This window comes from Paenibacillus sp. JNUCC-31 (genome assembly GCF_014844075.1).
Taxonomy (GTDB): Bacteria; Bacillota; Bacilli; order Paenibacillales; family Paenibacillaceae; genus Paenibacillus.
Genome location: NZ_CP062165.1, coordinates 820589 through 837432 on the forward strand (window position 1 = coordinate 820589; position 16844 = coordinate 837432).

Genomic DNA, 16844 nt, shown 5'->3' on the forward strand with positions numbered 1-16844 from the left:
GTACCCCGGAAATAATTCAAACCGGGGTAAGCCAGCATTGGTGATCAAGAGATATTCGTTTTTTGTAAGATAGATCCATTATTCGACTGAAGCATTAGCCTCTTCCTGAACTTTTTGCAGTTCTTCCGCCATCTTCTCAGGAGTGGTCTGTCCACCAACCAGCTTCTGAATTTGCAGATTGCTGATCTCGGTGGTTACATCCGCCTGTACGAGGGCATCAAATGCCGGGAACGAAGTCTGGGATGCATTGAGCACAGCTACGATTTCTTTCATCAAATCGTCGGTGATGCTGTCTGTCAGCACTTTTTCATCCAGCTTCATCGCTGGTAACACACCATCTTCTACGAGCCCGCGCACTTGCATATCTTCGTTGTAGAAGTTCTTAATAAACGCTTTAACTGCCGCAAGTTTCTGCGGGTCATCCGCAACTGCTGCGGAGAAACCGTATCCATTATTTACGTCACGCATCAAAGCTGTTTGATCTCCAGCACCGTTCTCTACCGGAGGCATATTGAAGAAACCAACCTTGCCAATTAGCGATTCTCCGCTTTGCCCTTCCTTGAAAACAGAAGATTTCCAAGTTCCGTCATACATCAGAATGGCTTCACCGCTCGTGAATTGAGTGGTGTACTCCGCATATTCGAAGCCAAGTTCACCTTTTTTGAAATAGCCTTTATCCACCCATTCTTTATGCTTCGCAAACCCTGCAACAACGCCCGGGTCAGTCCACTTGGCTTCGCCTGTCGCAAATTTCGCCGTAATATCAGGTCCAGCGTAACGGGACCACAGATGGTTCGTTAACATAAGCGGAACCCAGCCAGCCTTGGAAGCTGAAGCGAGTGGTACTTTGCCATCAGCCTTGATCTCGGCCAGCATGTTGTCGAGCTCAGCCATCGTTGTAGGCGCTTTCCAACCTTTTTGTGTAAAATACTCTTTATTGTAGAAGAAACCTTCACCGGAGCCCCCAATTGGAAGTCCATACACTTTGCCTTCATAGGTGAATGGTTCAAGTGATGAGAATTGGTCCTGAATACCCAACTCTTGCAGAATGGGCGTGAGATCCAGCAACATGCCTTCCTTGGCATACACTTTGGAGTCCGGGCTACCGAACAATTCGAAGATATCCGGTGGATTGCCTGCAGCCATCTCCCCGCGAAGCTTCTCCTTGCGGTTCACATCAGATTCGACTCCGTCCAGCGTAAAGGTCAGATTGGGTACCTCGCTCTCTACTTTGCCCACGACGTCCTGCAGAATGGCCAGCCTTTTTTGTTTGTCGGCGCCCACCTGGGTGTGACGGAGAAGCATCTCAACCGGCTCCTTGCTCGTCTCCGCAGGCGCTTTGCCGCCTCCTTGCTGCGGTTCACTACTTGAGCTCGAACATCCCGCCAAAGTCCATGAAGTGATAAGTAATAATGAAAGCAGTAATGTCATTCCTTTTTTCATCTGGTTGACCCTCCTCAAGATATTGAGCATTTGGCTTTACACTCTGATTATAAAAAGCCGGAGCTTACATCGTAAGGATGACAATTCATCAATGGAGGGATAAAATCCTTCACTGGACAAAATATCTTGCATTTACAATAGATAACAATAGCAAAAACAGCCCCTGCGAAACATGTTCGCAAGGACTGCTTGGTTGGAATATAAGTTGAACTTAGAATATTTACACTTGCCGCTCCGATGACAGAACTGTATAGATAGTAACTTAATTAGAGCAAGTGACGCTTGCTGTTTCGGAGCGACCTTGTTCAATCAAACGATATGCCCGTTCTACTTCCTCATCACTCGGAGAAGGAACACCTTCGAGCGGATAAGCTTTCCCCAGCGCCTGCCATTTGTAGATACCCATCTGATGATAAGGCAAGATTTCGAACTTCTCGACTCCATTGAGCGTTCCGATAAACCGCCCCAGATTGAGCAAATCCTCTTCCTCATTGTGAATCCCTGGCACATACACGTGTCGAATCCACATTTTTCGTCCATTGTCCGATAACCACTGTGCGGTGCGCAACGTTCTCTCGTTGGATTTGCCTGTCAGTTTGATATGTTTCTCATCATTGATGTGCTTCAGATCGAGTAAAACCAGGTCCGTGTTATCTAATAAATCATGAATGCGATCCGGTTCATTGAACCCGTTGCTGTCCAGCGTGGTGTGCAAACCCCAGCGCCGTTTCGCTTCCTTGAAGACCTCGGCTACAAAATGAGCCTGCAATGTAGGCTCCCCACCAGATACGGTGAGTCCGCCACCAGAGCTGCGATAGTATGACAAGTATGGCTCAATCTCGGCCAGTACCTCCTCCACGCTCATTTCCTTACCACCGTCCAATGCCCAAGTATCTGGGTTGTGACAATATTGGCATTTGAGCAGACATCCCTGCATAAAAAGCACGAAGCGGATGCCTGGGCCGTCAACCGTCCCGAAAGTTTCGAGTGAATGAATATGTCCGTTAACCATGATGCCTCTTCCTTTCTGTATCCGCATCCGCTGTGCGTTTAATATGTGGTTCAGTCTGTCTTTCCGGGCGGCTTTCTCATTTCAATTTCATTTACATGGAACCATGGAACGTCCGGTTGATGACATCGAGCTGCTGCTCACGTGTCAGCTTGATGAAGTTAACCGCGTAACCGGATACCCGTACTGTTAGTTGCGGATAGTTTTCCGGGTGATCCATCGCATCAATCAGCTGCTGACGATCAAATACGTTTACGTTCAGATGGTGTGCACCTTGACCAAAGTATCCATCCAGCATCGCAGTCAAATTGGATTTACGTGTATTCTCCTCTTTACCTAGTGCTTTTGGCACGATGGAGAAGGTATTGGAAATACCATCAAGACTGTGTTCATATGGCAATTTGGCTACAGAACCCAGAGATGCCAGCGCACCTTTTTTGTCACGACCATGCATTGGGTTCGCTCCTGGTGCAAATGGTTCGCCTGCTTTACGTCCATCCGGTGTTGTACCTGTTTTCTTGCCGTACACAACATTGGATGTGATGGTCAGTACAGATTGCGTTGGAATCGCATTACGATATGCTTTGTGTTTGCGAATCATGCCCATGAAGCTTTCCACGAGTTCAACCGCGATGCTGTCGACACTGTCTTCATTGTTACCGTAACAAGGGAAGTCGCCTTCAATTTCAAAATCAATCGCGATGCCTTGTTCGTTGCGGATTGGTTTGACTTTAGCATACTTGATTGCACTCAGAGAGTCTGCTGCAACCGAGAGACCGGCAATACCACAAGCCATCGTACGTACGATATCGCGGTCATGCAGTGCCATTTCAATACGCTCATAGCTGTATTTGTCATGCATGTAGTGAATGACGTTGAGCGAGTTCATATACAGTTTGGCAAGCCACTCCATCATCGGTTTGAAACGTTTCATGACCTCATTGTAATCCAGTACTTCGCTTGTAATTGCCGGATATTCAGGACCCACTTGAGCCCCCGATTTCTCGTCACGACCACCGTTGATTGCATACAGCAATGCTTTGGCGAGATTGGCACGTGCACCGAAGAACTGCATTTGTTTTCCGATCTTCATGGCGGATACGCAGCAGGCAATACCATAATCGTCTCCATAGATTGGACGCATCAGATCGTCATTTTCATACTGGATCGAGCTCGTTTCAATGGATACTTTCGTACAGTATTGTTTGAACGCTTCCGGAAGCTTGGTGGACCAGAGCACAGTCAAGTTTGGTTCTGGTGCAGGACCAAGATTGTTCAGGGTGTGCAGGAAACGGAAGCTGTTTTTCGTAACACGGGTTTCACCGTTAACGGACATACCACCAATGGATTCGGTTACCCATGTTGGGTCTCCACTGAACAACTCGTTATAATCCGGCGTACGCAGGAACTTGACGATCCGCAGTTTCATGACAAAATGGTCAACCAACTCCTGAGCCTGTTCCTCCGTGAGCAAGCCTTCTTGCAAATCACGTTCGATGTAAATATCCAGGAAAGAAGAGACACGTCCGAGCGACATCGCCGCACCGTTTTGCTCTTTGATCGCAGCCAGGTAACCGAAGTAGAGCCATTGGAACGCTTCTTTTGCGGTTGTGGCTGGCAAGGAAATGTCGAAACCGTGCATTTCGCCCAATTGTTTCAATTCTTGCAATGCACGAATCTGTTCGGACAGTTCTTCACGCAGACGAATGACATCTTCATCTATCACATCAACTTCGAGTGCATTCAGTTCGCCTTTTTTATTCCGAATCAGGAAGTCTACGCCATAGAGAGCTACCCGACGATAGTCACCGATGATCCGGCCACGGCCATACGCATCTGGCAGACCTGTAATGATTCCCGCTTTACGAGCTGCACGCATCTCGGAAGTATAAGCATCGAACACACCCTGGTTATGTGTTTTACGAATATTTGTAAATATATCAATGACGCCTTGAGGCAATTCAAAGCCGTATGCTTCACATGCATCAATCATCATGCGGATTCCGCCTGTTGGTTGAATGGAACGTTTGAATGGGGCATCCGTTTGAACGCCGACAATCTGCTCTTTGGTTTGATCCAGATATCCTGGTTGGTGTGAAACGATTGTAGCTGGTGTGTTCACATCAACGTCAAGGACGCCGCCGTTATCACGTTCTTTTTTGGTCAGATCAGATACAATATCCCATAATTCTTTTGTATTCTGGGTTGCCCCTGTAAGGAATGCTTCGTCACCGTAATAAGGTGACAGGTTGTGAGTCAGAAAATCATTCACATCGACGGATTTGGTCCATGTTCCTTTGGTAAAGTTTCTCCAGCCTGTTTGTTGTTTGACATCTTTTTCAATCACCGACATCGTAATCCCTCCACTAATTTGGATTTCTGGACACATAACATGTTGCTTCATTCGTATCATTGTGTGCCCAGAGCCGCGATTAATGTGATTAATTTCACATATAAGCCGGAACACGTTCTCTCTACTTGGGAACCGGAACCGCGGAATGAATGTTTTTCTTACACTTTCAGTATACGTCGTCGTTCTTTCACACTCTGTGATTTTTATCACAAAGTCAGTGAACTAACTCACTCCACCTGCGCTGTGTCCCATTGAAATTGAAGCTTTACACAGGATCACTGCGTGGCAGAACAACCTTCCAATCGCTGTTATCCCCAGATTTTTTTGATTCCCTTTCAAAAAGGGAAAATCCGGTGATAAAGGTGAACGCTTCGCTTTTTCAGGTTATTTCTGCCCTCTTCGTTATCGTGTGGAAGGACGGCAATCGGGGCTCCCCATCTTGGGGAACCCTGATTCTCTTGCCGTAAGGCAGGCTTAGTCTTATTCGTTATTCAAACTTTCCGTAGAAAGCATTGCGGTATACATCTGCCAGTTCAGTCACCAGCGGCATTTTTGGATTGGCTGTTGTACATTGATCTTCGAAGGCACGGTCTGCCAGATAATCCACATGTGCTTCAAAGTCTTTGGCATCAAATCCGATTTCCTGGAACGACTCTTCAATACCTAATGTTTTGTTCAGTTTGCGAATGGCATTGATGAGGCTGGTAACCCCTTCTTCTGTCGTACGTGCAGGCAATCCGAGAATGCGGGCAATTTCTGCATAACGCTCATCTGCCACAAAGTGCGAATATTTCGGGAACGATGCAAATTTGGTCGGTTTTTTCGCATTATAGCGAATGACGTGTGGCATCAGGATCGCATTGGTACGTCCATGTGCTGTATGGTACTGACCGCCCCATTTGTGTGCCAAACTGTGGTTAATGCCCAGGAATGCATTGGCAAAAGCCATACCGGCAATCGTCGAAGCATTATGCATTTTCTCACGTGCCAGTTTGTCACCTTGTAACGCCGATTGCTCCAGGTATTGGAACACCAGTTGGATGGCTTTAATCGCCAGACCATCTGTGTAGTCATTTGCCATGACGGATACATATGCTTCAATGGCGTGAGTCAGTACGTCCATACCTGTGTCCGCGACAGCGGTTTTCGGCAGAGAGTATACAAATTCCGGGTCCACGATCGCCACGTCTGGTGTCAACTCGTAGTCTGCCAGTGGATATTTCGTATTGCCTTGATTTTTATCTGTAATAACTGCGAACGATGTTACTTCCGAACCTGTGCCCGAAGTTGTCGGGATCGCTACGAATTTCGCTTTTACACCGAGACGCGGATATTTGTAGATCCGTTTGCGAATATCCATGAATTTTTGCTTCAAGTCGTTAAAGTCTGTGTCCGGATATTCGTAGAACAACCACATCGCTTTGGCGGCATCCATCGGTGATCCCCCGCCGAGTGCGATAATGCAGTCTGGTTGGAAGCGGCGCATCATTTCCGTACCACGGTCTACTGTTGTTGTCGATGGATCGGGTTCTACGTCAGAGAACACTTCAATAGCTACCGGCATTTGACGTTGACGCAGATAGTGCTCTACTTTTTCTACATAACCGAGTTTGACCATCATGGCATCCGTAATAATGGCTACACGAGTGATGTCCGGCATTTTGGCAAGATACTGTGTTGCACCTTTTTCGAAGTAGACTTTGTTCGGCACTTTGAACCACTGCATATTCACGGTACGGCGAGCCACCCTTTTCACGTTGATTAAATTCACAGCCGTTACGTTCGAAGAAGTCGAGTTACGTCCATACGATCCGCAGCCCAGTGTCAGTGACGGCATGTTGGTATTGTAGATGTCACCGATGGCGCCGTGTGTGGAAGGAGAATTCACGATAATCCGTCCGGTTTGCAGACGATCTGCGAATTTGTTAATCACTTCTTCGTTCGTCGAATGAATAACCGAGGAGTGACCCATGCCGCCAAAAGCAACCACTTCTGCTGCACGCTCAATTCCATCAGCCGCCGTTTTCACTTTGTAACAAGCCAGTACCGGACTTAGTTTCTCAGCGGACAATGGGAACTTCGTACCTACCCCTTCAATCTCGGCTACGAGAATTTTGGTGCCTGCTGGAACTTCAATACCACACATTTGTGCGATAGTGACTGCGGATTGACCAACAATGGCAGGGTTAACCGCACATTTTTCAGCGTTAATCGCTCCTGCGGTCAGTTTTGCTGCCTCATCCTTGTTAACGAAGTAACAGCCATTCGCAATCATTTTCTTTTTCACCTGATCGAAGATCGGCTCTTCGATAATGACTGCTTGCTCGGAAGCACAGATCATGCCGTTATCGAACGATTTGGACAAAATCAGATCCGTTACTGCTTGGTTGATATCTGCACTTTTCTCAATAAAGCAAGGTACGTTCCCTGGCCCTACGCCCAGTGCCGGTTTACCACAGCTGTATGCAGCTCTCACCATGCCTGATCCGCCTGTCGCCAGAATGAGCGCCACGTCGTTATGATTCATCAAGGCGTTTGTACGATCCATAGAAGGATCATCGATCCACTGAATGCAATCCGCTGGAGCGCCATGCTTCACTGCTGCATCACGCAGGATTTTGGCAGCTTCGCGGCTGCAGTTCTGTGCAGATGGGTGGAAACCGAAGATGATCGGATTTCGTGTTTTGATGGAGATCAATGCTTTGAACATCGTGGTGGATGTCGGATTGGTTACCGGGGTAATCCCCATGATGATGCCGACAGGCTCCGCAATTTTCTGGAAGCTTTCGTATTCGTTATCTTCAATAACCCCTACTGTTTTGTCATATTTGATGCTATGATACACATATTCTGTTGCAAATATATTTTTGGTGATTTTATCCTCATACACACCCCGGCCTGTTTCTTCCACGGCCATTTTGGCGAGCATCATATGTTTGTCTAGACCTGCCAGCGCCATCGCTTGCACGATCCGGTCAATCTGTTTCTGATCCATGGACATGAAAGCAGCGTGTGCTTTATTCGCTTTGTCAATTAACGTTTGAATATACTGACCTGCTGTCGGTTCTTTTACTGGGGCGACTTCGTTCTTTACAGCCATCTCCCTCATCCTCCTAAAGGTTCGTATTGGTTTGTCTCTCTTCTTTACATTCACATCGTACCATGGAGAAAGGGTTAATTATGTGATTTTTTTCACAAAGTATAACAAATTTAATTTAAGTTTTGTGGTGTCCCTCACTTCGCCATTTACACTTCCTATTTAAATTATAGGGCTGTCCAATTCATCTTTCCCTTCTCAAAGTGAATTTAATCACAATGTTTGAAATTTCGCCATTTTTGCCCCTTATCCACGCCCCTCAAACGGCAAGATTAGGTATATACTGAACTTAAAAATTGAACCACCGCAATTTGTACCGTCCTCCGGCCGAGTTAGACCCTGATCAGGACGGCAACGGTTTGCGGCGAACCACGGAGGCCAGTCCAAGCTGCAGAAGGCCGTCCGATGGACACAAAGGGGAGATAGACTTATGAGAGAACAACTGAGTGTACTGGAAAAACGCGGCAATACCAACTGTTTCTCGGAAGCGAATTTCAACCATCTGCTCGTAACGATGAAGGACAGAACCTATCCGGAAGGAACCCATCTGTATTGGGAGGGAGATGTCTCTGACAAACTTTATTATATGAAACGGGGCCGTGCCCAGATCACCAAATCCACGGATGAAGGCAAGGAACTGATCATGTATATGTATCAATCCGGTGATATGATTGGTCAGGCCGACCCGTTCTTCGGGTCCAAACACAGCTTTTCAGCGGAAGTGCTGGAGGATAGTGAGATCGGAGTACTGGAGCACAAAGACCTGGAAATGCTAATCTGCCAGCATTGTGACTTTGCCATCGATTTCATGAAATGGATGGGCATCCATCACCGGTTAACCCAAACCAAATTCCGTGATCTGATGTTATACGGTAAACCGGGCGCACTTTGCTCCACGCTAATTCGATTGTCCAATTCCTACGGCGAACCCCATGGAGAGCATGTCATGATTCATAAAAAAATAACACACACGGATCTGTCCAATATGATTGGAGCGACCCGTGAAAGTGTCAACCGTATGTTAAGCGATTTGCGCAAAAAAGATGCGATAGAATATGACAACGGCATGATTGTCATCAAAGATCTGAGCATGCTGCAAGGCATCTGCCACTGCGAATTATGCCCTAACGAAATTTGCCGCATCTGACATCTGACGCTTTCCCCGGCTTATAAACATTTGATATGCAAATGAAAAAAGCCCATCTTCAATAACGAAGATTGGGCTTTGTTATACTTAAGATACAGTAGTCAATTCAAGCTTTACTGCATCACGTGGATTCAACTTCATATCCAAACCGTTTTCCATTAATTCCTTGTCATTCACCATGATCATCCAGCGTTGGTTCATTCGGGGACTCACATTTTCGACTGACACAACAAATTTGTTGTTTTCCGACATTCTCACAATTCCACTGGACTTCAATACGTCACGCACAGTACATTCCTGAACATACACCCCGGCATATTGACGATTGAGATTCGGCATAATATTGCCGCCGCTCACCTTGAGCAGTGTTGTTTGGTAAACAACATCATCGCCTCCACTGTCAGCGGCTTTTACATATATGATTACTTCATCTTTGGCATGAAGCTCCATGTCCCATTTTTCCGGGTCAATATCTTTGCCATTCAGTTTAACAGCCCAGCTAAGTGAGGAGTCCAGAGAAACTTCCCCCACGGATTGGATCCGCTTGCCATCTGCTGTAAAATCGACAAGTCCACTGTTCAATAGTGCTTTCTTGAGCGTCAGACCTTCACTAAAATCTCTCTTAATGGACTTCGTTGCATCAGGCAGAAAAGTGCTGCCATCCACAGCCACTGTTATGGTATTCGGTGATTCGGTCTCTTTGACGATTGGCTGTTCGGAAGGCTGTGTCTCACTACACCCGGCTAATATAACCAGAATAATCAGACATATACCTATGTAACCGGGGATTCTCTTCTTCATGTAGGTAACACCACCCTGCGTAAAATCATTCACCCTGTTGTCCATAACCTCTATTATGACACAAAATTCAGGCAAAAAAAGTGTCAATGCCGTTACTTTTCTTCCAGCGGGGTCCACAACTGGCTCGCACAAACAAAAGGAGCCTGCAAGCAGGCTCCTTTAAGTCTATCGTATATAGAGTCTGTTGTTACAATGTTACTGAACGTAAGCCTGCATGTAGGTACGTCCTCCGTCTCCATCCTTTAGATAGGGATTAAGCCCGAAAAACTGTTCCTCTGACACATATACACCTGTTAACAAGCGGCCCTCAAGCAATGCTCCATCCACCTGTACGCAGAATGAAGGTGCATCTACATACTCCTGATACAGTGGAATCTGACCGGATTGATGGTGTACCTTGGATACCTTTCCTTGCTCGTGCAGCGGACGTTCAGAGAAATAGGTAGGTACGATGTAACGGGCAATTACGTCCAGCTCTTGAACCGTGTAGAAGGTGTCATCACCAAGCCACGGCGCGAGCATGCGAATTTTCTCATACTGTGACCATACAATGGCCTGAATCAGCATTTCTGTCTGAACAAAACGGCCTTCGCCTACATTCAGAAACAGACGCTCTTCATGAAAGACGGCCTCACCCTGAATGCCAATGGAATCGGGTTGTCTCATTTCACAACCGATACATTTCCAGCCTCTTGCTGTCTGAATCCACTTTTGCAGTACTGCCGGAGTCGGTCCCTGACCATTGCGATTCGACGAATGGGTCTTTTCTTCTGCAAGATCACCCTTAACTGAAAGGGAATATGCAGTTCGTTTAAATAGCTCCGCAGCTTTTTTGTAGATTAGATGTACCTGGATGGATGCGCTCTCAAGTTCTGCAATATCTTGCTTGCCGTAGCGTACTTCACGGGATAAGCTTTCTTCTCTCATGACAAGTGGCCTCCTCGCTCCGGCCGCCTGCGGCCATTTTATTTACAATTATACTACAACTCATGACAACATGTGCAGGACCCTTATGACAAAAACTCCTGATTTCCATCGGAAATCAAGAGCCTATGTCCCATCCATTTCTAACTATTGAGCCAGGGTATCTATGAATTAATCAACCCACTGCTCTGCCCAGTCTTGAATCTGGTTCATGACTGGCTGTAGCGCCTTGCCCTTCTCAGTCAGCTCATATTCGATACGAACTGGCGTCTCGGGATACACATGGCGGATCAGAATTCCTTCACTTTCCAGATCCTTCATCCGTTCCGACAGCATCTTGTCACTCATCGATGGAATCAGATTGGAGATATCCTTGAATCGCTTCGAACCACTCATCAACGTTTGAATAATCAGACCGTTCCAGCGCTTGCCCAGAAAAGAAAACGCCGTCTCAAAACGCGGACACATCCGCAGATCTTGGCCTTCCACATTAATCACCTCTTTAGAGATCACTCAACTTACGTTTAGTTAGTATATTTCATAATAACATATTTAGGTCACAAAGAAAACGTCTGCCGTAAAAAAGTTAAAATTTTATAGGCGTCAACTAACTTCAATGATACAACCAAGTATACATCACACAGGACCCAGGAACCATGGGAAATATCGTATAACTCCCCTGTTACTATATATCTTACCCAAAAAGAACCCAACTGCCACAGTCACACTCGACTTGGAGTTAGGTTCTTGGTTACCATTTTTTGTCCATTCAAGAAGTCATTTGCAGCTTAGACCAGCACGCCACCAAATGGTCTTACAGGTTCGCTTCTGCCGAATTCCGGCTTGTAGCTGCGGGCTGGATAAGCCCACTTCACTGCATTGCTGATTACTTTTAATATGTCCGGATTGTAATATGTCGGATACGTCTCATGACCTGGACGGAAATAAAAGATTTTGCCTTCCCCACGACGGAATGTGCATCCGCTGCGGAATACCTCTCCACCTTGGAAGTTGCTGACAAACACCAGCTCATCCGGTACTGGAATGTCGAAGAATTCCCCGTACATTTCTTCTTTTTCCAGTATGATCTTACCCTCGATTCCTTCTGCAATCGGATGGGACGGATTTACACACCAGACAATTTCCTGCTCATCGGCTACACGCCATTTCAGATCACAGCTGGTGCCCATCAGTGCCTTGAACGGTTTGGAGAAGTGACCGGAATGAAGCACGATCAATCCCATGCCATTCAGAACGCGCTGTGCAACCTTTTGTGAGATCTCGTCGCTTACCCGATCATGTGCCATATGTCCCCACCATATGAGCACATCCGTGGAATTCAGCACCTCATCACTTAATCCATGCTCAGGCTGATCCAGTGTTGCAGTACGGATGGCAAAACCTTCGCCTCCCAGTCCGTCTGCCAACGCACGGTGCAGACCGTCCGGGTAAACTTCTCTTACTTCATCATGAATCTTCTCATGGACAAATTCATTCCAAATGGTGACGTTAATCATATTCAATTTCCCCCTAGTGTAACTCTAAACCCACCACATATCTCCCAGTGGTTCCTCAATCAATACTTGTTGGAGATTTTGCACTGCTTTAGAGAATCCTTCTTCTACCGACATCAGACCGTCTTCATGCTCAATACTTACGACATAATCATATCCAACCAGACGCAGGGCGCTAATGATATCAGCCCAAGTTTTGTTATCGTGACCATAACCGACCGAGCGGAATTGCCAAGCACGATCAAGCATGTTTGTATAATCCTGCATATCCGTTACACCGTGTTTGTTCACGTTAATTGGATCAATGGTTGTATCCTTGGCATGGAAGTGATGGATAGCCCCTTCACGACCCAGAATGTGGATCGCTTGAACCGGATCGATACCTTGCCACCACATGTGGCTTGGGTCCAGGTTGGCGCCAATCACTTCGCCTGCTGCTTCACGCAATCTCAGCAAGGTAGCCGGTGTATGCACCGAGAATCCGCCGTGCAGCTCCAGTCCTACTTTCACATTGTGATCTGCAGCGAACTTGCCCCACTCTGTCCAATAAGGGATGACTTTGTTCTCCCACTGCCACTTCAGAATTTCCTGAAAGTCATTCGGCCATGGTGCAACAGGCCAGTTCGGATATTTGGCATCCTCATGGTCTCCCGGACAACCGGAGAATGTGTTTACGACAGGTACTTCCAGTTTCTCAGCCAATTCTACCGTTTTAACGAAATCATCGTGGAATCCCTTTGCAATATCCTTTTGTGGATGAAGCGGGTTACCGTGACAGCTCAATGCGCTGATGGTCAGGCCACGGGATTCTACTGCATTTTTGAAGTTTTTCAATGCTGTCGGGTTGCTCAGAAGCTCATCCGGTTTACAATGTGCATTCCCTGGATGTCCTCCAGTTCCGATTTCTACGGCTTTTAAGCCTTTGGATGCTACATAGTCAAGTGCATCCTCCAATTTACGTCCTCCGAATAATACCAAAAATACGCCGAGTTTCAAGTGCGATTCCTCCCTAGATTAGATATCATATAATTGCTGTTTTTATGAACAATGAACTGCATAAAAATACCGTTCAGGATCACATGATTGTATCATTATTGTGGAAAATCAAGAGCTTTTCTATCCTGAAATTAAACACAGGAATACTGGTTATTTCACTGGAAATGACATCCTGTCTATTCAAAATATACTGCTTTGCCTGTCTGTGCAGACTCATAGATGGCTTCTAGGATTTGAGTAACAACAATGGCTTGCTCAGGTTTTACAACCGGCTCCTTGTCTTCCACAATCGCTTCCAGCCACATTCTGGCTTCACGATCCGCTTCATTTTCAGCACTGCCGGAATAAAAAGCTACCCCTCCTGCGTTCAAATCCACCTTCGTCTCATACAGACGGCTGCGTTTCTCGCCATTGATCCGCAGACCATCCTGCATATCCGCTCCGCCTTCTGTACCGCATAGCAGCGTTTTGGCTTCGCCAAATTCAGCCACATTCAATGCCCAGCTGGATTCAATAATGATCGTGGCTCCATTTTCCATCGTTACAAATCCGAATGCAGAATCCTCCACCTTAAATTGTTCAGGGTCCCACGGACCAAAAGCGTTGGCTGCATTTTCACGTTGGCCCAGCTTGTGGAATGTTGATCCCATAACACTCTTCGGTTTATAGTTATCCATCAGCCAGAGGGTAAGGTCAAGTGCATGTGTACCGATATCAATCAACGGCCCACCGCCCTGCTTTTCCTCGTCAAGAAATACACCCCAGGTTGGTACTGCGCGGCGGCGAAGTGCAATCGCCTTGCCGAAATAGATATCACCAAGCTCGCCTTCTTCACACATTTGTTTCAGGTATTGGCTGTCATTGCGGAAGCGATTCTGATAGGCAATGGACAGCTTTTTGCCTGTACGTTGTGCTGCCTCCAGCATAGCCTGTGCTTGTGCAGAAGTTTTCGCCATCGGCTTTTCACACATCACATGTTTGCCTGCCTCAAGGGAAGCAACCGTGATAACGGAATGGGAGTCGTTAGGTGTACATACATGTACCACATCAATGCTTTCATCCTTCAACATCTCAAGATAATCCGTATATACTTTGGCCCCCTCAGCCCCAAATTCGGCTGCGGCCTCTTCTGCGCGCTCTTTGACAATGTCACAGAATGCAATCATTCGGCCTTGTGACTGTTTGGACAGGCTAGGCATATGTTTTCCTTTGGCGATCCCGCCACAACCCACAATGGCGATATTAAGTACTTTAGACATGAATAAGTCCTCCATCAGTTGCACATTCTCCAATCCAGTTCCTACTGCTCTCGGTGCCTTGTAGTGGCGGACTCTGGCTCATCCTGTTCCACAACCAACCACTCGTCACCTGTCTGGTTTGAGGCTGCTGGGAAATGCACCCAGATCCACCTCTCCCGAAATCAATTAGTGTGATTGTACAGCCTCTGACTGAATTCCATCTGTGTTGGTTGCTGCTACGGCTTCATACGTGCTCTCTAACTGGATGTGTTTTCCCTCGAGGGAGGAGCGCTGGAACGCATGCATCGCTTCAAGCACATGATAAGCAAGCTTGCCACTAGCCTTGTGTTCACGACCAGCACGAATGGATTCGACCATCTCCGTAACGCCGATTCCACGCTCGTTCTGTCTGCTTTCAAAAGCAGGCTTCACGGTTTCCCATGTATCCTGACCAAATCTGCGCAGCTTCACTTCCCCATTGAAATAGTTAGGGTCCGGTACACTCAGTGTGCCTTCCGTACCATAAATTTCAATTCTTGGCAGATCCGAAGCGCCCCGGATGTCAAAGCTAGTAATCATCGTTGCAATGGCACCTTCCTCGAAGTCAATGGTTCCTGCCAAATGTGTAGGCGTTTGCACTTGTAAAGGTGTACCTTCCTTCGGTCCAGAACCAATGACGCGATCCGGGATCTGTACACCTGCGGAGGAACTGATTCTGCGAATCGGTCCAAGAAGCGTGATCAGAGCTGTCAGATAGTAAGGCCCCATATCGAACATGGGTCCGCCTCCAGCGACATAAAAGAACTCCGGATTTGGATGCCAGGCCTCTGGCCCTCCACCCATGAAGAATGAAGTAGCCGCGATCGGCTTGCCGATCAGCCCTTCTTCAATCGCCTTGCGGGCAGTCTGAATGCCTGATCCAAGGAAGGTATCCGGTGCTGAGCCAATGTACAATCCTTTTTCCTCCGCCAGCTCAACAACCTTGCGCCCATCCTCGAGAGAAATCGCCAACGGCTTCTCGGCATACACATGTTTGCCGGCTTCAAGTACAGCCAGATCTGTCATGGCGTGACTGCCAGGAACCGTAAGGTTCAGCACAAGTTCAATTTCTTTATTTTGCAGCAACTCATCTACATTGTAAACGTTTGCGATATTAAATTCATCTGCCCGTTCCTGTGCCCGTTCACGGATCAAATCCGCAACAGCCACAATTTCAATGAGAGGATTATCTTTTAAATTTTCCAAATAAATGGCGCTGATGTTACCGCAACCAATAATTCCTGCTTTCATTTTCTCCACAGTGATGTTCATCTCCTTATGAATGGTGAGAACCTGTATTTGCATAATGGTAATCGATGGTTTGCGGTTAAAAGGCTGTGCTGGATGTTATGCGCTTGAATTTAATACTATGGTATTCCGTTTCGGCTTCGATTAAAATGAATAATATGATTAAAACATGAACTATCTGGTCATAATTTTCAAATTGCAAGGAGTATGCCAATGCCGACTGATCCTTCCTGCCAGGTTCTTACAGCAGGCTTTTCATTTCACCGCAAACCCTATATTGGCTTGCATCCTGAGGGAGTAAAGAATTACCTATTGAGGCTCCAGACGGATGGACGTTGCCGAGCCCGTGTAGACGGTGTCATGTCGCTCGTGGATGCGGGTGATCTGCTTCTGTTTAGTCCCGATGAGCCGTATGAACTAAGAGTAGACAAAGAACAAAATCCCATGGGTGAAAGACTTGTGGAGAGTGGTGATTACCATATTTTCTTCAACGGGGACTGGGTCGATGAGTGGTGGAACCATCACAAGAGGCCGAACCGGATCAAGGTGCAGCTGACCGAAAGTCTGCTCACCCTGTTTCGACAGCTCGTACTGGAGCAGCGCCGTATTTCCAATCCTTACCCGGAGATCGCCAGTTATTATATGCGCATTCTCTGTCTTGAAGTGGATCGTTTGCTCTCGGAGCATCCGACGATTACGAATACCAACTATGTGGCGTATGAGATTAAAAGTTATATTGAGGAGAACGCTTCTTCTCTATTCAAGCTTGAAGATATAGCTACACATATTGGAATCAGCGTTTCACGCGGAGTACATCTTTTCAAAGAAGCGTTTGGCAAAAGTATCATGCAATATACCCTTGATGTACGGTTGAACATGGCCAGGGAACGGATCATTTTCAGTCCGATGACACTTGAACATGTAGCCGAATCTTCCGGCTTTAACAACTATACGTATTTTCACCGGGTATTCCGCTCCCGGTTTGGCATGTCACCCAAGGAATTCAGGGTCATTCACCGGGAACAGATGTAATTC

The 16844-nt window shown here is 46.8% G+C and carries 13 protein-coding genes; 2 read left to right on the top strand and 11 right to left on the bottom strand.

Annotated elements, in window-relative coordinates:
• Positions 1-78: 78 nt before the first annotated feature.
• The 4 genes from JNUCC31_RS03520 to adhE all read right to left on the bottom strand — a co-directional run bounded on the left by JNUCC31_RS03520 (position 79) and on the right by adhE (position 7905).
• A complete protein-coding gene (locus JNUCC31_RS03520; protein ID WP_192268584.1) occupies positions 79-1443 on the bottom strand; it encodes an extracellular solute-binding protein in 1365 nt (454 codons plus the stop codon).
• 262 nt (positions 1444-1705) lie between these two features.
• On the bottom strand, positions 1706-2455 hold the full coding sequence (gene pflA, locus JNUCC31_RS03525) for a pyruvate formate-lyase-activating protein (protein WP_192268586.1): 750 nt from the start codon (positions 2453-2455) through the stop codon (positions 1706-1708).
• A gap of 91 nt (positions 2456-2546) precedes the next feature.
• Positions 2547-4805: a formate C-acetyltransferase gene (gene pflB, locus JNUCC31_RS03530; RefSeq protein ID WP_192268588.1), complete on the bottom strand. Its 2259-nt coding sequence runs from the start codon at positions 4803-4805 to the stop codon at positions 2547-2549.
• 487 nt (positions 4806-5292) lie between these two features.
• Positions 5293-7905, bottom strand: coding sequence for a bifunctional acetaldehyde-CoA/alcohol dehydrogenase (adhE, locus tag JNUCC31_RS03535; protein ID WP_192268590.1), 2613 nt, complete (start codon positions 7903-7905; stop codon positions 5293-5295).
• Positions 7906-8332: 427 nt separating this feature from the next.
• Here adhE and JNUCC31_RS03540 point away from each other — a divergent pair, with 427 nt between their 5' ends.
• A complete protein-coding gene (locus JNUCC31_RS03540; RefSeq protein WP_062324333.1) occupies positions 8333-9049 on the top strand; it encodes a Crp/Fnr family transcriptional regulator in 717 nt (238 codons plus the stop codon).
• Between the two features lie 87 nt (positions 9050-9136).
• Here JNUCC31_RS03540 and JNUCC31_RS03545 read toward each other — a convergent pair whose 3' ends face one another.
• The 7 genes from JNUCC31_RS03545 to JNUCC31_RS03575 form a co-directional block, all read right to left on the bottom strand.
• Positions 9137-9850 (bottom strand): hypothetical protein, encoded by a 714-nt coding sequence (locus tag JNUCC31_RS03545; protein WP_192268592.1) that lies wholly within the window; start codon positions 9848-9850, stop codon positions 9137-9139.
• 195 nt (positions 9851-10045) lie between these two features.
• A complete protein-coding gene (locus JNUCC31_RS03550; RefSeq protein ID WP_192268594.1) occupies positions 10046-10777 on the bottom strand; it encodes a hypothetical protein in 732 nt (243 codons plus the stop codon).
• A gap of 168 nt (positions 10778-10945) precedes the next feature.
• On the bottom strand, positions 10946-11242 hold the full coding sequence (locus JNUCC31_RS03555; protein ID WP_148565210.1) for a winged helix-turn-helix transcriptional regulator: 297 nt from the start codon (positions 11240-11242) through the stop codon (positions 10946-10948).
• 320 nt (positions 11243-11562) lie between these two features.
• Positions 11563-12291: a ThuA domain-containing protein gene (locus JNUCC31_RS03560; RefSeq protein WP_192268596.1), complete on the bottom strand. Its 729-nt coding sequence runs from the start codon at positions 12289-12291 to the stop codon at positions 11563-11565.
• 24 nt (positions 12292-12315) lie between these two features.
• Positions 12316-13284 (bottom strand): sugar phosphate isomerase/epimerase family protein, encoded by a 969-nt coding sequence (locus JNUCC31_RS03565; protein ID WP_192268598.1) that lies wholly within the window; start codon positions 13282-13284, stop codon positions 12316-12318.
• A gap of 176 nt (positions 13285-13460) precedes the next feature.
• Positions 13461-14543, bottom strand: a complete 1083-nt coding sequence (locus JNUCC31_RS03570; protein WP_192268600.1) for a Gfo/Idh/MocA family protein — start codon at positions 14541-14543, stop codon at positions 13461-13463.
• Between the two features lie 165 nt (positions 14544-14708).
• The gene (locus tag JNUCC31_RS03575) at positions 14709-15821 is read right to left on the bottom strand and encodes a Gfo/Idh/MocA family protein (protein WP_192268602.1); all 1113 of its coding nucleotides are present in this window, start codon (positions 15819-15821) and stop codon (positions 14709-14711) included.
• A 201-nt stretch (positions 15822-16022) separates the two neighbouring features.
• Here JNUCC31_RS03575 and JNUCC31_RS03580 point away from each other — a divergent pair, with 201 nt between their 5' ends.
• A complete protein-coding gene (locus tag JNUCC31_RS03580; RefSeq protein WP_192268604.1) occupies positions 16023-16841 on the top strand; it encodes an AraC family transcriptional regulator in 819 nt (272 codons plus the stop codon).
• Positions 16842-16844 lie beyond the last annotated feature (3 nt).